13 protein-coding genes are annotated in these 22,057 nt (G+C 44.8%); 4 read left to right on the forward strand and 9 right to left on the reverse strand.

Features of this window, described 5'->3' with window-relative positions:
* Positions 1 to 296 precede the first annotated feature (296 nt).
* The 3 genes from rpoC to pbp1b form a co-directional block, all read right to left on the reverse strand.
* Positions 297 to 3,944, reverse strand: a complete 3,648-nt coding sequence (rpoC, locus tag O3620_RS04305; RefSeq protein WP_002919871.1) for a DNA-directed RNA polymerase subunit beta' — start codon at positions 3,942 to 3,944, stop codon at positions 297 to 299.
* Positions 3,945 to 3,984: 40 nt separating this feature from the next.
* Positions 3,985 to 7,551 (reverse strand): DNA-directed RNA polymerase subunit beta, encoded by a 3,567-nt coding sequence (rpoB, locus tag O3620_RS04310; RefSeq protein WP_002919872.1) that lies wholly within the window; start codon positions 7,549 to 7,551, stop codon positions 3,985 to 3,987.
* 394 nt (positions 7,552 to 7,945) lie between these two features.
* Entirely contained in the window at positions 7,946 to 10,360 is a 2,415-nt protein-coding gene (pbp1b, locus tag O3620_RS04315; protein WP_002919874.1) for a penicillin-binding protein PBP1B, read from the reverse strand.
* A 154-nt stretch (positions 10,361 to 10,514) separates the two neighbouring features.
* On the opposite strand from pbp1b, the gene tyrS reads away from it, so the two are divergent.
* Complete coding sequence (tyrS, locus tag O3620_RS04320) at positions 10,515 to 11,771, forward strand: tyrosine--tRNA ligase (RefSeq protein WP_371601480.1); 1,257 nt, start codon at positions 10,515 to 10,517, stop codon at positions 11,769 to 11,771.
* A 71-nt stretch (positions 11,772 to 11,842) separates the two neighbouring features.
* On the forward strand, positions 11,843 to 12,691 hold the full coding sequence (locus O3620_RS04325; protein ID WP_002919876.1) for a putative RNA methyltransferase: 849 nt from the start codon (positions 11,843 to 11,845) through the stop codon (positions 12,689 to 12,691).
* 83 nt (positions 12,692 to 12,774) lie between these two features.
* Here the strand turns inward: O3620_RS04325 and O3620_RS04330 are convergent, their stop codons facing one another.
* Positions 12,775 to 13,905: an ABC transporter ATP-binding protein gene (locus tag O3620_RS04330; protein ID WP_002919877.1), complete on the reverse strand. Its 1,131-nt coding sequence runs from the start codon at positions 13,903 to 13,905 to the stop codon at positions 12,775 to 12,777.
* Between the two features lie 178 nt (positions 13,906 to 14,083).
* Positions 14,084 to 16,477 carry an SIALI-17 repeat-containing surface protein gene (locus O3620_RS04335; RefSeq protein WP_371601465.1) on the reverse strand — a complete coding sequence of 798 codons (2,394 nt, stop codon included), beginning with the start codon at positions 16,475 to 16,477 and terminating at the stop codon, positions 14,084 to 14,086.
* Positions 16,478 to 16,832: 355 nt separating this feature from the next.
* Between O3620_RS04335 and O3620_RS04340 the strand changes: the two genes are divergently transcribed.
* The gene (locus O3620_RS04340; protein WP_002896831.1) at positions 16,833 to 17,435 is read left to right on the forward strand and encodes a TetR/AcrR family transcriptional regulator; all 603 of its coding nucleotides are present in this window, start codon (positions 16,833 to 16,835) and stop codon (positions 17,433 to 17,435) included.
* A gap of 205 nt (positions 17,436 to 17,640) precedes the next feature.
* Positions 17,641 to 18,213, forward strand: coding sequence for a TetR/AcrR family transcriptional regulator (locus O3620_RS04345; RefSeq protein WP_002896832.1), 573 nt, complete (start codon positions 17,641 to 17,643; stop codon positions 18,211 to 18,213).
* A gap of 142 nt (positions 18,214 to 18,355) precedes the next feature.
* On the opposite strand, the gene O3620_RS04350 is transcribed toward O3620_RS04345, so the two are convergent.
* From O3620_RS04350 to O3620_RS04365, 4 genes are all read right to left on the reverse strand, one after another.
* A complete protein-coding gene (locus O3620_RS04350) occupies positions 18,356 to 18,958 on the reverse strand; it encodes a DUF6287 domain-containing protein (protein WP_371601466.1) in 603 nt (200 codons plus the stop codon).
* 85 nt (positions 18,959 to 19,043) lie between these two features.
* Positions 19,044 to 19,262, reverse strand: a complete 219-nt coding sequence (locus O3620_RS04355; RefSeq protein WP_343092299.1) for a heavy metal-associated domain-containing protein — start codon at positions 19,260 to 19,262, stop codon at positions 19,044 to 19,046.
* Between the two features lie 4 nt (positions 19,263 to 19,266).
* Positions 19,267 to 21,528, reverse strand: coding sequence for a heavy metal translocating P-type ATPase (locus tag O3620_RS04360; protein ID WP_371601467.1), 2,262 nt, complete (start codon positions 21,526 to 21,528; stop codon positions 19,267 to 19,269).
* Positions 21,528 to 21,971, reverse strand: a complete 444-nt coding sequence (locus tag O3620_RS04365) for a CopY/TcrY family copper transport repressor (protein ID WP_125383369.1) — start codon at positions 21,969 to 21,971, stop codon at positions 21,528 to 21,530. The genes O3620_RS04360 and O3620_RS04365 overlap by 1 nt, the downstream gene beginning before the upstream one ends.
* Positions 21,972 to 22,057: the final 86 nt, after the last annotated feature.

Consider the following 22,057-nt stretch of genomic DNA (forward strand, 5'->3'; position numbering starts at 1 on the left):
TTTTTTAAAATTTCAAATCTCCCCCTCCTACTATTTTAGGATTTTTAAAATAGTATAACCTAGCGCTATCATACTACAAAAAACCAGCTACTTCCCTGATTAAAAATAAATATGGCATCTCGCATCATAGAAAAACTGAAATAGGAAATCTTGACTGTTTCTTCTATAGTTGTTTATCCATAAAGGAGAACTTAAAAACAACTTTCTAAGTATATTATAGGATAATATTTAGTGGCGAGCAAGAAATTATCGGCTGCAACAAAAAATCCCTCCCGAAAATCGGGAGGGAAAGTTCTTTATTTAAGAACAATATTTTCTTCAGTTTCAAATCCACCTGGCAGTTCTGTCACTTCGTCGATAATTTCAACTTCATTGACAGCCTGAGGCTCCAAATTGCGATAGCGGGCCATACCAGTACCAGCTGGGATAATCTTACCGATGATAACATTTTCCTTGAGTCCGAGCAGATGGTCTTTCTTACCACGGATAGCAGCATCTGTCAGGACACGAGTTGTTTCCTGGAAGGAAGCTGCAGATAGGAAGCTGTTTGTCTCAAGGGAAGCCTTGGTGATTCCCATGAGGACTGGACGAGCTGTCGCAGGTACACCGCCTGAGATAACCACATCACGGTTAGCATCTGTAAAGTCAGTGATATCCATGAGAGTACCCATGAGGAGATCTGTGTCACCTGGATCCATGACGCGCACCTTGCGAATCATTTGACGAACCATTACCTCAATGTGTTTGTCGCCGATTTCTACCCCTTGGCTGCGGTAAACTTTCTGTACTTCAGCAAGCAGGTAAGTTTCAACAGACAAGACATCGCGGACAGCCAGCAAGTGCTTAGGCTGGATAGAACCTTCGGTCAAGGCAGCACCACGAGAAACTTGGTCGCCCACTTCTACCTTCATGCGGGCTGTAAATGGTACCACATATTCACCTTCGCCAGTTTGGCCTTTAACAAAGACCTTCTTGGTACGAGTAGATGCATCTTCTTCGATAGCAGTAACTTCACCCTTGACTTCAGTGATGACCGCTTCCCCTTTTGGATTGCGGGCTTCAAAGATTTCTTGGACACGAGGAAGACCTTGCGTGATATCGGTATTAGAGGCAACACCACCCGTGTGGAAGGTACGCATGGTCAGCTGTGTACCAGGCTCCCCGATAGACTGGGCAGCGATGGTTCCGACTGCTTCACCGACTTCAACCGCATCACCCGTCGCCAAGTTGATACCGTAACAATGACGGCAGACACCGTGCCGGGTGTTACATGTAAAGACAGATCGGATCGTCACTTCTTCAACACCAGCATTGACAATCTCACGCGCCTTGTCTTCTGTGATCAATTCATTTGGACCAATAATGGCAGCACCAGTTTCTGGATGTTTAACTGTTTTCTTAGTGTAACGACCATTTAGGCGCTCTTCCAGAGACTCGATCATTTCCTTGCCTTCTGTGATAGAAGTGATGAGCAAGCCGCGATCTGTACCACAGTCGTCTTCACGGATAATCACATCTTGGGCAACGTCAACCAGACGACGAGTCAGGTAACCTGAGTCGGCAGTCTTAAGGGCCGTATCGGTCATACCCTTACGAGCACCGTGGGTTGAGAAGAACATTTCCAGAACGGACAGCCCTTCACGGAAGTTAGACAAGATTGGCAATTCCATGATACGTCCATTTGGCGCAGCCATCAGACCACGCATACCGGCCAACTGGGAGAAGTTAGAGATGTTACCCCGGGCTCCAGAGTCCATCATCATAACGATAGGGTTCTTCGGATCCTGGTTGGCAACCAGACGTTTTTCCAATTTCTCACGAGCTGCCCGCCACTCAGCAGTCACTGCATTGTAGCGTTCGTCATCAGTAATCATACCGCGGCGGAATTGTTTAGTAATTTGTTCAACACGCTTATGGGATTCTTCAATAATCTCAGCCTTGTCTTCGACAACTGGGATATCAGCGATACCTACTGTCAGACCAGCCAAAGTAGAATGGTGATAACCCAAGTTCTTCAAGCGATCAAGAAGAGCAGATGTTTCTGTTGTACGGAATCGTTTGAAGATTTCTGCGATGATGTTACCAAGATTTTTCTTCTTAAACGGAACATTGATCTCAAGCTGTTCAATGACTTCCTTGATGTCTTGTCCTGACTCCAAGAAGTACTTAGCTGGCACACCTTCTGTCAAGTTAGCATTAGTCGGCTCTTGCAAGTAAGGCAATTCCTCTGGCATAATCGCGTTAAAGAGAATTTTACCAACAGTTGTAATCAAAATCTTATGCTTCTGGTCTTCAGTCCAAGGTTTATTAAGACTGTCCGTTGCGATACCAACACGAGTATGCAAGTGAACATAGCCATTACGGAGGGCCATGACCGCCTCATCCATATCCTTGAAAATCATGCCTTCGCCTTCGCGGCCAGCCTCTTCCATGGTCAGGTAGTAGTTCCCCAAGACCATATCCTGAGATGGTGTTACAACTGGTTTACCATCTTTCGGATTCAAGATGTGCTCAGCAGCCAGCATGAGGATACGAGCTTCAGCTTGCGCTTCTTCTGAAAGCGGTACGTGGATGGCCATTTGGTCACCGTCAAAGTCGGCATTGTAGGCTTCACAGACCAGTGGATGCAAACGCAGAGCTTTACCGTCAATCAGAACTGGCTCAAAAGCCTGAATTCCCAAACGGTGAAGAGTCGGTGCGCGGTTAAGAAGCACTGGGTGTTCCTTGATCACTTCTTCCAGAATATCCCAGATACGCTCATCTCCACGTTCTACCAAGCGTTTGGCAGCTTTCACGTTCTGCACGATATCACGAGCAACGATTTCCCGCATCACAAACGGCTTGAAGAGCTCAATCGCCATTTCACGCGGCACACCACATTGATACATTTTCAACGTAGGACCAACGGCGATAACGGAACGACCTGAGAAGTCAACCCGTTTACCCAGCAAGTTTTGACGGAAACGCCCTTGTTTTCCTTTGAGCATGTGGCTCAGAGACTTAAGTGGACGGCTGCCTGGTCCTGTAATCGGACGGCCCCGACGACCATTATCAATCAAAGCGTCAACCGCTTCTTGAAGCATCCGCTTCTCATTTTGAACGATGATACCAGGGGCGTTGAGTTCAAGCAAACGAGCCAAACGGTTGTTCCGGTTGATAACCCGGCGATAGAGATCATTGAGGTCAGAAGCCGCAAAACGACCACCATCCAGCTGAACCATCGGACGCAAATCTGGCGGAATAACCGGCAGGATATTGAGAACCATCCATTCTGGCTTATTGCCAGACTTGTAGAAAGCATCCAAGACGTCCAAACGACGGACAGCCTTGATCCGTTTTTGACCTGAAGCAGTTTTCAATTCTTCTTTTAGGACAGCAATCTCAGCTTCCAAGTCCACTTGTTTCAAGAGATCTTGAATAGCTTCTGCTCCCATTTTGGCTACAAATGAGCCTGCGCCGTACTCGCGTAAACGCTCACGGTACTCACGCTCCGTCATGATTGACTTGTGCTCTAGCGGTGTATCCTTAGGATCAATCACCACATAAGCCGCAAAATAAATGACTTCTTCCAGGGCACGTGGGCTCATATCCAAAGTGAGTCCCATGCGGCTTGGAATTCCTTTAAAGTACCAAATATGTGAAACAGGTGCCTTCAATTCGATATGACCCATGCGCTCACGGCGAACCTTGGCGCGGGTTACTTCAACACCACAGCGGTCACAGACGATTCCTTTGTAACGAATCCGTTTGTACTTACCACAGGCACATTCCCAGTCCTTTGTTGGACCGAAGATCACTTCGTCAAAAAGGCCTTCGCGTTCTGGTTTCAGGGTTCGGTAATTGATTGTTTCAGGTTTCTTCACTTCCCCATAAGACCATGAACGGACCTTGTTAGGAGAAGCTAGGGTGATTTGCATACTTTTAAAACGATTTACATCAACCACTATTTCTTACCTTTCTTCATTTTCTAATCAGTGTGTATTCTTATTCTTTTCCTTCAGCCTCAAAAGCTGCTTTCGCTTCTTGAGCTGCTTTTTCACGCGCTTTTTCAAGATCGTCAACGTGAATCACATCATCATCTTCACCTTCGTCTAGGTCACGCAGTTCTACTTCATTGTCATCTTCATCGAGAACGCGCATGTCCAGACCAAGAGATTGCAATTCTTTGACAAGAACGCGGAAGGATTCTGGCACACCTGGTTTTGGAATTGGTTTCCCTTTGGTAATAGCTTCATAAGCCTTCAAACGTCCATTGACATCATCTGACTTGTAAGTCAAGATTTCTTGCAGAACGTTAGAAGCACCGTAAGCTTCCAAGGCCCAAACTTCCATCTCACCAAAACGTTGTCCACCAAACTGAGCTTTACCTCCAAGCGGCTGTTGGGTAACCATTGAGTAAGGACCTACTGAGCGGGCATGGAGTTTGTCATCTACCATGTGGTGGAGCTTGATCATGTACATGACACCGACAGATACACGGTTGTCAAACGGCTCACCGGTACGTCCGTCATAGAGAATAGTCTTGGCATCACTATCCATACCAGCTTCGCGCACTGTATCCCAGAGATCTTCTGAGCTTGCTCCATCAAAGACTGGAGTTGCAATATGGATGCCCAAGTTACGTGCTGCCATACCAAGGTGAAGCTCCATAACCTGACCAATGTTCATACGAGATGGTACCCCGAGTGGATTCAACATGATATCAACTGGTGTTCCATCTGGCAAGTAAGGCATGTCTTCCACAGGAACGATACGGGATACAACCCCCTTGTTTCCGTGACGACCAGCCATCTTATCTCCGACCTTAATCTTACGTTTTTGAGCGATGTAGACGCGAACCAGCATATTAACGCCAGATTGCAGTTCATCACCATTAGCACGGGTAAAGATCTTCACGTCACGAACCACTCCGTCGGCACCGTGTGGCACACGCAGAGAGGTATCGCGGACTTCACGAGACTTGTCTCCGAAGATAGCGTGCAAGAGACGTTCCTCAGCAGAAAGATCTTTTTCACCCTTAGGGGTAACTTTACCTACTAAGATGTCGCCTTCCTTGACTTCCGCCCCAATGCGGATAATCCCCATTTCGTCCAGATTGCGTAGGGCATCTTCCCCTACGTTTGGAATTTCGCGGGTAATTTCTTCTGGGCCAAGCTTGGTGTCGCGAGTTTCTGATTCGTATTCTTCCAAGTGAACAGAGGTGTAGACATCGTCTTTCACCAGACGCTCACTCATGATAACCGCATCCTCGAAGTTGTAACCTTCCCATGTCATGTAGGCAACGATTGGGTTTTGTCCCAGGGCCATTTCTCCATTTTCCATAGAAGGTCCGTCAGCGATAAAGTCGCCTTTTTCAACGACATCGCCAACTTTTACCAAGGTACGTTGGTTGTAAGCAGTTCCTGAGTTCGAACGGCGGAATTTTTGAATTTGGTAAACATCAAGAGAACCATCTTCACGGCGGACTTCAACCTTGTCTGCATCCGCATAGGTAACCTTACCATCATGCTGAGCAATAACCGCTGCACCAGAGTCGTGGGCAGCTTGGTATTCCATACCAGTACCAACATAAGGTGCTTTTGGATCAATCAAAGGCACAGCCTGACGCTGCATGTTGGCACCCATGAGAGCACGGTTGGAGTCGTCATTTTCTAAGAAAGGAATACATGCTGTCGCTACGGCAACTACCTGCTTAGGCGATACATCCATGTAGTCTACTTGGTCTGATGGGAATTCTTGGTTATTACCTTGGTGGCGTCCCATAACGATAGGCTCTGCAAAGCCACCTTTTTCATTCAGCTTAGAGTTGGCCTGCGCTACGATAAATTCATCTTCCTCATCAGCTGTCAACCAAACGATTTCGTTGGTTACCACGCCAGCTTCACGGTCTACCTTACGGTAAGGAGTCTGAATAAATCCGTATTTGTTAAGGTGTCCATAAGAAGACAAGTTATTGATCAAACCAATGTTTGGTCCTTCAGGCGTTTCAATCGGACACATACGACCGTAGTGAGTATAGTGCACGTCCCGCACTTCATAACCAGCGCGGTCACGTGTCAAACCACCGGGTCCCAAGGCAGACAGACGACGCTTATGAGAAAGCTCAGACAGTGGATTGTGTTGATCCATGAACTGTGACAACTGTGAAGAACCAAAGAATTCTTTAATGGCTGCAGTTACTGGACGGATATTAATGATTTGCTGTGGAGTCAATACTTCATTATCCTGAACAGACATCCGTTCACGGACATTACGCTCCATCCGAGAAAGTCCAAGACGGACTTGGTTAGCCAAAAGCTCACCAACAGCACGAATACGACGGTTCCCCAAGTGGTCAATATCGTCCACACGACCAATACCTTCAGCCAAGTTGAGGAAGTAGCTCATCTCAGCCAAGATGTCAGCTGGTGTTACAATCCGTACCTTGTCAGAAGGATTTGCGTTACCAATGATAGTCACAACGCGGTCTGGATCAGTTGGTGCCACAACCTTGAACTTCTGCAATTCTACAGGGTCTGTCAAGACAGCTGAGTCGTTTGGAATATAAGTGATTTTATTCAAACCATTGTCCAGCTGCTCTGCAATGCTGTCAATGACACTGCGGGTCATAACTGTACCAGCTTCAACCAAGATTTCTCCTGTTTCAGCATCTACCAATGGCTCTGCAATGGTTTGGTTCAGCAAGCGTGTCTTGACGCTGAGTTTCTTATTAATCTTGTAACGACCAACTGCTGCCAAGTCATAACGATGCGGATCAAAGAAACGCGCTTCAAGAAGGGAACGAGAACTTTCAGCCGTCTTAGGCTCTCCTGGACGAAGACGCTCATAGATTTCTTTCAGAGCTTCATCTGTACGGGAGTCCATTGGGTTCTTGTGGATATCTTTTTCGATGGTATTGCGTACCAAGTCGCTGTCACCAAAGATGTCCAAGATCTCATCATCTCCTGAGAAACCAAGCGCACGCACCAGAGTGGTAAAAGGAATCTTCCGTGTCCGGTCAATACGAGTGTAGGCAATGTCTTTTGAGTCTGTTTCCAACTCTAACCAAGCTCCGCGGTTAGGAATAACCGTTGAACCGTAGCCAACTTTTCCGTTTTTGTCAACTTTATCGTTAAAATAAACCCCTGGAGAACGCACCAACTGGGATACGATAATCCGCTCACCACCATTGATGATGAAGGTTCCCATTTCAGTCATGATTGGGAAATCGCCAAAGAAGACTTCCTGAGTCTTGATTTCACCAGTTTCCTTGTTAATCAGACGGAAGGTTACAAAGATTGGCGCTGAGTAGCTGGCATCGTGGATACGTGCTTCTTCCAGCGTATATTTAGGCTCACGGATTTCATAGCCAACAAATTCCAATTCCATGGTGTCGGTAAAGTTTGAAATAGGAAGTACATCTTCAAAGACTTCCTTCAGACCATGATCCAAGAAATCTTGGAACGAATCCGTTTGGATTTCAATCAAATTTGGTAAATCAAGAACTTCCTTAATTCTTGAAAAACTACGACGGGTACGGTGTTTACCGTATCGAACTTCATGTCCTGCCAAGTTTTTACTCCTTTATGATAAGATACTAAGCCCTTGATAAAGCGAGAAGAAGCATATCTTTACCTCACGCTTTTTAGAGCGAGTTCTGTGAAATGTTTTCAGAGAAAAATCCTCTGTCATTTACAACGCTGCAAAACAGCCACAATCAGTCCCTTTTGTTTAATTTTCAGAAAAATTAAATTATGATTACGTAACCCGTTTTTCCTAAAAATAGGCACAAAAAGAGCAGCTAAATCTGACTTATTCAAGTTTGATTTAACTGCTGTAAGCTTCTATTTGGACAATATTTCAAATAAAGCACACGACAAATTATTGTTATCATTATACCTTATTTAGCTAGAAATTGCAAGGATTTCATCCGCTTTCTGAAAAGTTAAAAACTGTTCTTGATGCGCTAGTTCCCCTGCCGATTATTGTTAGAATTGGAACTTGAATTAGAATTAGAGGTAGAACCGCCCAGTATAGCTGACCAAGCCTTCTGATAATCCGCATCTGATGCCCCGATACCAAACCGGTAGGTCGTGGTCGGAGCACCGTTTTTAGCCCAATAGCTAGGCACTGTCGGACCGCTGAGATTAACAGAGCGGCCGTTTACCGTTACTGTACCTGGCTTTTCCCCTGTGGACTTGAGTACATCAGACTTAATCACACTCGGATCAAGAGTGAACTTATCACCAACACCCCAGGCATTCGGATCTGCCTGATAGATAGCATCTGCCATATAGGCCATGTAGGAAGCGTTATTGTTATAACCAGTCAACGCCGCCATAGAGCTATTATCATCATGACCAATCCAGCCTCCCAGAGTCATCTTAGGAGTAGAAAGCATCAGCCACATATCACCGTTGGTGTTGGTCGTTCCAGTCTTACCAATCCAATCGGCTCCAGCCAAGGTTCCATTGACCTGACTGATTCTGGATTTGTAGGTCGTAGTAGCCCCAGAATTGATAACTCCCCGCATGAGCTCCTGCATAATCGTAGCAGCTGCTGGACTGTAAATCTGAACAGGATTGGCCTTATGCTGGTAAATCACCTTGCCATCTCGGTCTGTGATTTTTTCAACCATGTATTTTTTCTGGTAGGTTCCATTATTAGCCAAGGTTTGGAAACCATTGGTGTGCTGAGCTACAGATACTTCGATCCCGCCGCCCATTGGGAGACTCTCAATGCTGTAGTCATCGATGTAATAGCCCATTTTTTCCATATAGCCACGGACATTGACACCTTTTTCGCGTAATCCGCGGTAAGTCCAATAAGCCGGGATATTCCAAGAAGTATTGAGCGCTTCTTGCAGGTCCATCATGGCTGTACCACGGCTGTCCACGTGCATAATCGGGTCACCGCTTGAAAAGTTAGTCGGATAGTTAGAAAGAACGCTGGCACTGCCCATCAGGCCTTGGTCAATAGCAATCCCATAAGCCAAAATCGGCTTAATAGTCGAACCCGGTGAGCGTTCCGTATCAAAGGCGTGATTGTTCTGATTAGAAGCATAATCTCTGCCTCCGACAAAGCCAATCACAGCACCGGTTTTATTATCCAAGAGGACATTTCCCACTTCAATTGCACCAGTTCCGTCGTCCAAGACGCCGCCATAGTTCGCTACTGCATTTTGCATAGCAGTGTGGATGTTCTTGTTAATCGTGGTGGTGACAGTATAGCCGCCATCGCTCAGTTCTTTAGCAGCCAATTCCTTGTAGGCCTTGACAGTATCATTGTTTTTCAGCTCTTGCTGGGAAACATTGTCCCGCTGGATCAAGTACTCGTACATGGTCTGCTGGGCTTCTTCAATCGCTGTGTAGTAAAGGTAGCCATGCGAAGATTTTTCCGAGCTTTCAGAAGGCTTGAAATCCTTGGTCAGGTCGTAGTCCTTGTACTCCTTGTACTCTTTCTCGCTTAGCTGGCCCGTCCGATACATATTATAGAGCACATCCTTGGCACGTTCCAAGCCCAGAGCCATATCTCCTGCACTCTTGAGACTACCATCCGCAGCATAAGGCGAATAAACAATCGGACTCTGTGGCAAGCCGGCAATAAAAGCGGACTGGGGCACTGTCAAATCCTTAGCAGAGACACCAAAAATCCCTTGAGCAGCTTCTTCCACACCGGCGATATTCTGCCCCTTATTGTTGCGCCCAAAAGGCGAAACGTTCAAGTAAGTCGTCAAAATATCATCCTTAGACATGTAGCGCTCCAAAGCCAGCGCATCAACAATCTCCGCCGCTTTCCGCTTGAAGGTCGGCGCATCGCCCACCACCTGCTGCTTGATCAACTGCTGGGTAATGGTTGACCCCCCGCTAGACGAGCCAACTCCAACAACTGAACCGAGCGTAGCCCGAAGCACAGCCTTGGGCACCACTCCGTTATGCGTTTCAAAGTTCTCATCCTCTGTAGCGATAACGGCTTTTTTAACATTTTCAGAGATGGCGTCACTCTTAACTGGGATGCGGAGCAAATCATTGTCCACTTCTGCAATCAAACTGCCATCGGCATAGGTAAGCTTAGAAATACCAGAGATATTATTCACCTGCTTGACCAGCTCTTCCTGCTTGGGCACTTCCACCTTACTGAAAAGACTAGCTGCATAGCCTATCCCAATCCCAGCACCGATTACGCCACCGAAGAAGATAAACACAAAAGCCATATTCATCAGAAGTTTAAAAGTCCGCAAGAAAACAGCAAAAACATCACTGATAGACCAGCCGTTGTTACCACTGCCGATTTTCTTGCTCCATTCTGGAAGATGTATTTTTTTGATAAACTGCTGGGCTTTTCCCCAGAACTCTTTTAATTTCTCTATTAATTGTTCCAAGTTTGATTCTCCTTGTTATCTTCCCATTATACCAAATATCTATGATTTATTTCAAGGAATCATTGCTATTTAAAAGCTTTATGATACAATAGAGTAACATAAATTTAAAATATAGATAAGCCAATTTATTGGCTTTTAGAATAGGAGAGACATGATGCACATTTTTGATGAGCTAAAAGAACGTGGCTTGGTATTCCAAACCACTGATGAAGCAGCTTTACGCAAGGCCTTAGAAGAAGGACAAGTCTCTTATTATAGTGGATACGATCCGACCGCTGACAGCCTGCACCTTGGCCACTTGGTAGCCATTCTGACCAGCCGTCGCTTGCAACTAGCCGGACACAAACCCTACGCGCTGGTCGGAGGAGCAACTGGATTGATTGGCGATCCATCCTTTAGGGATGCAGAACGCAGCCTCCAGACCAAGGAAACTGTGGAAGGCTGGGTGAAATCCATCCAAGATCAGCTTTCTCGTTTTCTGGACTTTGAAAAGGGCGATAATAAGGCCGAAATGGTCAACAATTATGACTGGTTCAGCAGCATCAGCTTTATCGACTTCCTGCGTGACGTCGGCAAATACTTCACTGTCAACTACATGATGAGTAAAGATTCTGTCAAGAGCCGGATTGAGACAGGGATTTCCTATACAGAATTCGCCTACCAGATCATGCAAGGATATGACTTCTATATCCTCAATCAAAACCACGACGTAACCCTGCAAATCGGTGGTTCTGACCAGTGGGGCAACATGACAGCAGGTACAGAACTCCTGCGCCGCAAGGCTGACAAGACTGGCCATGTGATAACCGTTCCGCTCATTACCGATGCTACTGGCAAAAAATTTGGTAAGTCAGAAGGTAATGCTGTCTGGCTCAATCCTGACAAGACTTCTCCTTACGAAATGTATCAATTCTGGATGAATGTCATGGACGCAGACGCTATCCGCTTCCTGAAAATCTTCACCTTCCTGTCCTTGGATGAAATCGAAGAGATTCGCCAACAGTTTGAAGCAGCACCACACGAACGCTTGGCGCAGAAAGTTCTGGCTCGCGAAGTGGTCAGTCTGGTTCACGGTCAAGAAGCATATCAAGAAGCTCTCAACATCACTGAGCAGCTCTTTGCCGGAAATATCAAGAATTTGTCCGTCAAGGAACTCAAACAAGGCCTGCGCGGTGTGCCTAACTATCAGGTCCAAGCAGAAGACAACCTCAATATTGTAGAACTGCTTGTGACAGCTGGCGTGGTAAACTCAAAACGTCAAGCTCGCGAGGACGTCCAAAACGGCGCTATCTATCTCAATGGTGAGCGCATTCAAGATTTAGACTATGTCCTCAGCGCCTCAGATAAACTGGAAGACGAGCTAACAGTTATCCGCCGCGGTAAAAAGAAATACTTTGTCCTGACCTACTAAAGATAAAAATCCGATTCAAATAATCGGATTTTTCTATACCTTACTATAAAAACAATAGAAAGAGAACGCCTATGAAACCAAAACTTGCCCGTTTTGCCCAAGCTCCAGCTCTGGCCTGTCCACTCTGCCAGCAAAGCTTGGCTATGGAAGAAAACAGCCTCAAGTGTCCTAATCGCCATTCCTACGACATCGCCAAATTCGGTTATGTCAATCTAGCTCCCCAGGCTAAACAAGCTAAAGACTATGACAAAACAAGCTTTCAAAATAGGCAAGCCATCTTGGAAGCCGGCTTTTATCAGCATATCCTAGACGAGTTGCAGGATCTGCTGCAGGCCCTGCCTGAAGAACAGACCATTCTAGACGTCGCTTGCGGAGAGGGCTACTATGCTCGAAAAATTCAGGAAAAATTCCCCAACAAAGAAATTTACGCTTTTGATTTATCCAAAGATTCCATCCAGTTAGCTGCCAAAAGCGATCAGAGCCTGGCTGTAAAATGGTTCGTCGGGGATTTGGCACACTTGCCCGTTCAGGATCAAAGCATGGATGTCTTGCTGGACATCTTCTCACCAGCTAATTACCATGAATTTCAACGAGTATTGAAAAAAGAGGGACTTATCATTAAAGTCATCCCAACAGAGAATCATCTGAAAGAAATTCGAACTAAAGTAGCTGACCAGCTCCGTCAAAAAGATTATTCTAATCAAGATATCATCCAGCACTTCCAGAAGCACTTTACGATTCTATCTAGAAAAACCGTAGAATCAACCCATGCTCTGCATTCTGAGGAGAAAACTGCCCTGCTGCAGATGACTCCTTTACTCTTTCATGTTGAAAAAAATCTAATCAATTGGGAGCAGCTTACACATGCCACCATTTCAGCTGAGATTCTTATCGGAAAACTAAAACAAGAAAAAATCTGATCACCTTTCAGTAAAAAATGATGTTATAACAGCCATTTTAAAAACGCAGACAAGCCTGTCTGCGTTCTTTGTTTATCAACTGATTAATAGACTGTCTTCTCTGTCTCTGGATCAAAGAAGTGCGCTTTATTGAGGTCAAAGCCTAGGTCAATACCCGCACCAGTTTCTAGGTAATCCCGTGAATCCACACGCGCTACAAACTCACTAGAACCCACTTGGCAGTAGAGATGAGACTCTGCTCCCAGCAATTCTGAAACAGAAATTTTAGCATGCACAACTGAATTCGGGAAAGTTTCCAAGAAAGCAGCTTCCGCATTGATATCTTCCGGACGAATACCGAAGATTAGCTCCTTGCCCTCGTATCCTTTCTCCCGCAGAACCTTAAGAGCTCCTTCTGGCACAGTCAAGCGCAGTCCTTCTGCGACAATCTCATTCCCTTCAAGCTTAACTGGGATGAAGTTCATAGCTGGGCTACCGATGAAGCCAGCAACGAACTTATTAACTGGGTTGTTATAGACTTCCTGCGGCGTACCAATCTGTTCCACTCGTCCAATCGTTCCAGTTCCAGCAGGATTCTTGGTCGCTGACATGATAACAATCCGGTCAGCCAAGGTCATAGCTTCAGTCTGGTCGTGGGTAACGTAAATAGTTGTTGCCCCGATACGGCGGTGAATTTTGGCAATCTCCGCCCGCATAGAAACACGCAGCTTAGCATCCAAGTTAGACAAAGGCTCATCCATAAGGAAAACCTTTGCATCCCGAACGATAGCACGTCCCATAGCTACCCGCTGACGCTGACCACCAGACAAATCAGCTGGCTTACGCTGCAAAAATTCCTTCAAGCCCAGAATTTCTGCTGCTTCATTGACCCGTTTTTCAATATCTTCCTTGCTGTACTTGCGCAGCTTGAGACCAAAAGCCATGTTGTCGTAGACAGTCATGTGCGGATAAAGGGCATAGTTCTGGAAGACCATGGCGATGTCCCGGTCTTTTGGAGCTACATCATTGACCACTGTACCGTCAATAGAGGCAGTTCCTTCAGTGATGTCTTCAAGACCTGCAATCATACGCAGAGTAGTTGATTTTCCACAACCGGACGGACCGACAAAGACGATAAATTCTTTGTCCTTGATATCTAGATTGAAGTCTTCCACTGAATAGTGGTCGCTGTTGGGATATTTTTTATAGATATTTTTCAGATTTAATTCGACCATAATAAGCCCCTTCTTTTGAATAAAAATATTTTCTTTTTAAGCTCTCGTTTGCAAAGCGCTTTCACATTGTCCATTATATCGTTTTTTTTTGACTTTTTCAAGCACTTTTAGTAAAACGTTTGCATAATTTTTGAAAATTTTTTCCATAAAAAAAGAGACCAAGTGGCCTCTTTAAAACTTAATCTTCCTTTTTTCTACTACGGAGTGACAATCCAGCTGTGCCTAAAGCACTGATAACTCCTGCAACTGTTAAAAGAGCATTAGAAGCTTGACCCGTATGCGGCAAGACTGACGCATCGCTCTTACCTTCCTTGTTTTTAAGCTGAGCTGGCTGGGTGACCTTAGCTGATGAAGACTGCTCTTGTACTGATTTGGCCCCATCAACTGCTGGCAAAATACCGCTAGTTACTTGGTAAGCAGGTAAAGCATCAGCTACTGCCGCGTCAGCAGCATTGACACCACCAGTAAATTCCGGAAGAGCCGCCATTTGAGGAGCGCTGTCTGGATGTGCACTCCTGACTGATGGCTGAACGCCAGCATCATAGGTGTTATTTTCTGTCATGGTTGGCTCTGAATCATTGACGCCTCCACTAAATTCAGGCCGTGTTGCTGTTGATGCTTCTGAATCATTAACATTGCCACTGAATTCTGGTTGTACTGAAGACTGCGGAGCTGTATCAGGATGAGTTCCAACCCCATGGCTAGATAAATCATACTCTGACTCTGTCGCTGTTATCGTCTCTGAATCATTGACGCCTCCTGTAAATTCAGGCCACGTTGCTGTTGGTGCTTCTGAATCATTAACATTGCCACTGAATTCTGGTTGTACTGAGGACTGCGGAGCTGTATCGGGATGAGTTCCAACTTCATGGCTAGACAAATCATATTCCGACGCCGTTGCTATTGCTGGCTCAGAGTCGCTGACGCCTCCACTAATTTCTTTCCTGGTTTCTTGTGGTGAATCACTTGGAATAGAAGAAGCTGTCTTAGCTTTAGCAGCATTCTTGACAATCGCTTCTAGATTTTCAAGAGCTTTTGTCTGCTCAGCAGCAATCTGTTCCTGCAGCTTCTCTGCTTTTTCAGCACTGTCTACACTATCATCTAGCTGCGCAATCGCATCTGTCACCGTCTTTAATACTGCTCGAATCTTTTCTTTAGCTTGCTTTTTATCGAGTTCTGAAAGTCTTTGGTGATGTTCAATTGCTTCAATCTGTTTGTCGACTTCTTCTTCAAGCTCATCTAAAACCAAATCTTTGCCAACTGGATGAATCGTGTCCAAGCTAGCAATTCCAGCTTCCTCAATTCTCTCTAGTTCTTCTTCGGCATCAGCCTTTTCAAGCGCTGTTTTCGCATCTGCTAGAGTTGCTTCCGCTTCAGCTTTAGCCGTAGCCCGTTCTGCATCTGACAGATTCGGGTTGCTCCGTAAGTCTGCTAGCTTATCAGACAGAGCAAGATCTAGTTTCAGTCCAGTCGTAGCTTTCAGCAAACCTTGCTTCTCTGCCGCTACCTGTTCTTGAATTTTTTCGGCATCATCAGGACTTTCAACCCAAGCATTATAAGCTGCAATTGCTTTTTGAGCTATGGCTGCTGCATCTTCAATTTTCTTTTTAGCTGCAGTTTTTTCCTCAACAGAAAGACTTTGACTCTTCTCAACAGCCTCGATAGTAGCTGTTTTTTCTTCCTGAATTTCTTTTAAGAACTGCTCTTTGCCAATAGGGTGAATCTTGGCTAAGCGGGCTATAGCTGTTTCTTTTTCCCGGTCATAGACTTCCTGAGAATCTGCTCCTTCAATAGCCTTCTTGGCTGCTTCCACCACCTGCTCTATCTCGCCTCTAACTGCTTTCTTTTCTGCTTCTGAAAGATTAGGATTTGCTTCCACGTCAGCTAATTTGGCAGCCAGAGTGAAATCTACGGTTGAACTTGCTATAAATTTGAAAAACTTATCTTCCTCGGTTACTGCCTGCTCTTGAATCACTTCCGCCTGCTCTGCTGTTGCTGCATTAACATCTAATTTCTGAATTGCATCCTCTGCTTCTGCAGCCTTCTTCCTTACAGACTCTTGGAAGCTTTTCTTTTGCTCCTCAGGCAGTAAATCGCTACTATCTACAAGTTTATCAAACTCTGCTTTTCCATTTTGGATTTCATCTAGAAGCAAATCTTTGCCGACTGGATTGACAGAGTTGATGTCTGCCAATCCATCTTCCTTAGCTTGATCAATCCTTTCTTTATCCTCAGCTGCAGCAATTTCATTCTGAGCCTTCGCAGCTGTTTGATTGACTTCCTCCTTAGCTGCTGCAAGCTCCTCATCTGACAAATTTGGATTATTCCCAAGATCTGTCACTTTCTCAGCCAGAAACGTACCTACTTCCGTATTAGCAGCCTCCCTGACCGTTGTCAAATCCTGATTTACTGGTGATGCAGCGGCCGGAGTCTCTACTGCATTTGCAACAGGCTGCTCCTCATCTGCCGCCACCATACTGTGACCCAAAAACAGAGCACAAATAAGGACTGAACCAACACCTAAAACTGACTTCCGAATAGAATATCGCAAAACTTTTTCTGTTCTTTTCATTTTATTCTCCCCTGAACATAGTTTATTATCCCGATCAGTAACCCTTAATAAAAAGTCCAGTCAAACCTCCCATAAATCTTTCAGATTAGGTAATCTTTAAACTACACTTTCTATTTGACTTCTGATAAGATTTTTTATTATTTTATCATATTAACTTGTTAAAATAAAAGAATTATCGGCTTGATTTATGTACATTTTTGTGAAATCGTCCAGTTTTTAAACAGACATGATGTCCAGAAATTAAACTAAAAATTTTTCCATTTAACAATGTGTAAACTTTTTTAGTAAAAATTCTGGGCTATTTTCTAGCTTATTTAAGACAGAAAAAGTAAAATGGTATAGGAGGGATAAAATTATGGCTCTTAATACACGAGATAGGATTTTGGATGCATTTTTTGAATTAGCAGATAAACAGCCAGACAGGTCGCGTTTTACCTTTACAGAAATCGCTAAAGAAGCCGGTTTGTCCAGACAGGCTATTTACAAACGACACTTTAATAACACTACTGAAATTATCGAATATATTCGCCAAGATATGGTGAAGCAAGCCTTTGCTCCCAACTGGAATAGCAACAATGCTGAAGCAGACTTAGATCCTTTCACCTTTTTGGCTCAAACGATTCTTCCCGCTATTTATGAGCAACGCCAACGCATTAAAATATTATATACTAGTTCTGTCGATCCCCTGTGGAGCGATTTTATTACTGCCAGTTACAAGGACTGGATCGAGCAGAATCTAAATCTTGACCACCAAAAATTAGGTATTCCTGAAGACCTGGCCAATCAACTGCTGGCCGGCTGGATTAGTTCTCTTATCGAGAATTGGATCACTCAGGATGACCCCGTTCCTTGCAAGCAGTTCTCTAAGACATTTCTCAACCTTGTATCTTCACCCCTAACCAGCTTTGCTGCCTATGATAGTCCAGCTGGTCCTTCAAACAAAATTGTTATCGCATAACCAACTAGAAGAAAAACAGAGAAATGACAGAACCGGTCCTTGTAAGGGAAGACTGGTTTTTTTATATTAAATTTTAAAAATAATTGGACATTTTCTCTATAAAGTGTTATCATTTTAGTTGACAAATGGTAAACTGCTTTGTTGGAGTCTGCTCTATTTTTTAGACATACCAGCAAGAACTTAATATAAAAGAAGGAAGGTACTTATGCCCCAAGATACTCGAGACAAAGTCGTCAATGCCTTAATTGAGCTGGCAGAGCAAAATCCTGAAAAGTCTTATTTTACTTTTTCAGAGATTGCAAAACAAGCTGGTCTATCGCGCCAGGCTATCTATAAAAAACATTTTAGTAATGTTGAAGATATTATCCAATACATCCGCCAGACAATTATGACTCCGTTTTTGCCCCTGTATGAAAGCTACGAAGAAGGAAATGGAGAAAATCCATTCTGTTTCTTTGCCCAACATATGATTCCTACCCTTTATGAACATAGGAAATGGATGAAGGTGCTCTACACTACAGCTATCGATCCTTTCTGGAGTGACTATCTATCTACCTTCTTCACTCAGTGGGTCGTGCAAAATTTGGAAATTGACTCTAAAAAATTGGGAATTCCAAAAGAAATGGCTACGGAAATTGTTGTTAGATGGATTAATTCCCTCATTGAAATTTGGATTATCAAAGAAGATCCTATGCCAGCAGAGGATTTCGCCAAGCTCTTCCTGAATGTGATTTCAACCCCTATGGATCAGTTTATAACACCTCACAGTGAATCCTAATTCAACTCAAAATTATGAAGCCCACCTAATTTAGGCAGGCTTTTTTTGTCTGTAAAATTTCTTACTCTCCCAAAGAAAAGAGAGCAGATAGTCTTCTGCTCTCGTCAACATATAAGCTATAAAATTAAGCACCAAGCTTCGTTTAATCTACTCGATAATAGAAGCTACCTTGTTCGTCAAAGCTATTCAGGCCAACTCCTGTCCAGATTCTGTCTTGACCAACATCTGAATTATCTGTAAAGTTTTCCTTGTCTGCGACCTTAACTCCCTTGGGAAGAAACTCAATCAGAAAACCTCCGCTTTCTCCGCCGTAGACACCGCCAGCAGCAGTACCATAGTCTGTCAGAGAAGCTCCGTACAATTCATAAACACTTGAAACCAAGCCCTTGTCATCAAAAACAAGCTGGTTGCCAGAAGCATCCTGCCAGGTTCCTTTAACGCTAGCATAATTACCATTTGCAAGTGCTGAAATGTCCATCGCTTCCTTCTTTTCCTTGTTTTTTTCTGTGCTCGCACTCTCTGAGCTAGTACTGCTAGCCGCTGAAGATGCTGCTGCAGTTGATTGACTGGATACCTGCTCCACAGAACTTGATACTGAGCCAGTACTGCTAGCAGGCGTCTCTGATTGATTCGTAGCACTGCCCTTTGAACAAGCTGTCATAGCAAATAAAGCAGCTCCTGCTAGTAAAAAAGGTAAAGCTTTTTTCTTCATTTTTCTCCTCTTTCTCACAATAAGATAAATCATATGATTAGTAACATTATAGATTATTTTATCGCTTTTTACAAGAAGAATTCTAGCAACTAGGCAGGAGCAAAACTACTGACTTTATTCATTCAGCTTCTGCCACATCCAGAACCCTGTAGATTGTTTTTGCCAGAGCTGCTTCATAATCAGATGCACCGTAAGGCTTATCAGTCGTGACTTGGGCTGTCTGCTGTTCTAAGTCCACAACCACATCTGACACTCCCTCCATAGACAGGAAGTGCTGGGTGACGTGTTTGACACAATTTTGACAAGATAAATTTTCTAACTGAACTGTTTGTTTCATAGATTCATTCCTCCGTATATTCCTTCATTTTAAAGCGTCCTAGACGCAGTGCATTGACGACAACTGATACTGAACTCAAGCTCATGGCCAGACCAGCCAGCATAGGATTGAGCAAGGGACCGCCGAAAAGATGCAATAGCCCCATAGCAATCGGGATGCCCAGTGTATTGTAGGCAAAAGCCCAGAAAAGATTTTCCTTGATATTGCGGATAGTCGCCTGGCTGAGCTTGATAGCCTTGACTACATCCTGCAAATCACTATGCATGAGCACTACATCTGCCGACTCAATAGCTACATCAGCGCCTGATCCGATGGCAATTCCCACATCTGCCTGAACCAGAGCCGGTGCGTCATTGATACCGTCTCCGACCATAGCCAGTTTTTTCCCAGCTTCCTGTAAGTTCTTGATAGCAGTGGCCTTACCATCTGGCAATACACCTGCGATGACTTTTTGGATGCCAGCTTTCTGGGCAATAGCTGTCGCTGTTTCCTCACGATCCCCTGTCAGCATGGTAACTTCCAGCCCCATAGACTGGAGCTCCTGCACCGCCTTCAGACTGCTAGACTTCATCTCATCTGCTACCGCTAAAATACCTGTCAGCTGTCCATCTATTGCGACAAACATGGCTGTCTTCCCTTCCTTGGACAGCTCTAACAACTGTTCTTGAAAGGCACTGCTGTCAATGTTCTTTTCTTTCATCAAAGACTCATTTCCCACCAGAAGATGCTTACCTTCAACCTGAGCTGACAAACCTCGGCCAACAATGGCCTCAAAATGGCTGACAGGCAGCAAGTCAAGCTCCTCCTCTTCAGCTGCTTCCAAGATAGCCTGAGCCAAAGGATGCTCAGAATGCTGCTCAGCACTGGCTATTAGCTGCAACAAGTCAGACCGACTAAAATCACTCAAGGGCAGCAGATCTGTCAGACTAGGCTTACCGACCGTAATCGTCCCAGTCTTATCAAGAACAATGGTGCCCAGCTGATAAGCCGCTTCCAAAGCTTGTCCAGACTTAATCAGAATCCCATTTTCAGCCCCTTTGCCAGTCCCAACCATAATAGCTGTCGGAGTGGCTAATCCCAGCGCACAAGGGCAGGCAATGACCAGAACTGCGATAAAGATTGACAGGGAAAAGCTAAGACTCTCACCAGCTAGAAAATACCAGCCAAGCGCGGACAAAGTAGCCAAGCTTAGCACAATCGGGACAAAATAGAGCGAAATCTTATCGGCCAAAGCCGCTATCGGTGCCTTAGACCCTTGCGCTTCCTCCACCAATCTGACAATCTGAGCTAAGGTCGTATCCGAACCCACCCTAGTTGCTTGGTAATCAATACTACCATTTTGATTGATTGTGGCACTGGTAATGGTATCGCCGACCTTCTTTTCAATCGGGACACTTTCACCAGTCATCATGGACTCATCCACAAAGGTCTGCCCCTCCGTCACAAGGCCATCTACCGGCATACGCTCTCCTGGCTTGATACGGATAATATCTCCAACTCGGATTTCCTCCGTATCAATGGTCACAGCCTCTCCATAGCGAATCACTGTCGCCTGACTAGGTACTAGCTCAAGCAGAGACTGAATCGCCTGAGACGTTCGACCCTTGGCTGAACTTTCCAGATATTTACCCAGAAGAACTAAGGCAATAATCACTGCAACAGACTCAAAATAGAGCTGATGAACAAAGGCATGATGACCTAGAAAAACCTGACTGACCGAGTAGAGGCTATAAAGAAATGCTGCACTGGTTCCCACCGCAATCAAACTATCCATATTGGGATGTCGCTTGATAAGATTGCGAAATCCCCTCTGATAGAAACCACGACCAATCCACACAGCAGGCAGAGTCAAAAGTAGTTGTGACAGAACGAAGACCAAGGGATGCACCATATGGTCTAAGAAGCTAGGCAGAGGAAGACCGACCATACTACCCATTGAGATATAAAGCAAAGGCAGAGCCGTAATCAAAAGAATCAGTAACTCTTGTTTCTTTTTTTGCAATTTCTGAGCTTTAATCACAGCTTCTTCGCTTACATCAGACGGTCGGTCTTTTCCTTTTTCTTCTGCCTGATAACCAGCCTCGGCTACAGCATCCAGCACTTGCTGGCTGTCAAATCCCGCCTTAGGAAGCAAACTGAGACGTTCTGTCGCCAGATTGACACTGACGTCCTCAACCGTTTCTAAGTCCTTGACCGCCATCTCTACCGTCATAGCACAGGCAGCGCAGGTCATACCTGAAAGCTTGTATTCTTTCTTCTCGCTCATCAATGCGCCTCCTTTCCATGCCCGCAACGACACTGGCCTTGTGGGCAGTGGCATTTGATTTCCAAAGGAGCCGAAGCTCTCTTCTTATCGATGACCTGACTGAGCCGCTCCAAGTCCCCTTGACTGAACTGACTTCTCTCAATCATCGAAATCAAAAGGTCTCCATGTTTAGTGTTACAGATATTGTCAAAAAGAGCCTGCCAAGTACTTTCCAGATGGTCCGCTTCTAAAATCCGAGCATCATAGTAAAACTTACCCTCGATCTTTTCCATAGCGATAAATTCTTTGGTCTTCAGACGATTCAAAAGAGTCTTGATGGTTGCCGGTTTCCAGGAAAAATCGGCTTCCAAACGAGCTATAATCTCTGTACTGCGACTGTGTGGATACGCCCATAGCACACGCATCACTTGCCATTCTGCTTGGCTAATATTTTGCTGTTCCATTGTTTAACACTCCCTTATCATTTACATTTGTAATCTAACTCTTTATTAGTTTACATTTGTAATCGTAATTTGTCAAGTGTTTTTAT

It is taken from the genome of Streptococcus sp. 27098_8_134 (assembly GCF_041431675.1).
In the GTDB taxonomy this organism is placed as follows: domain Bacteria; phylum Bacillota; class Bacilli; order Lactobacillales; family Streptococcaceae; genus Streptococcus; species Streptococcus sanguinis_R.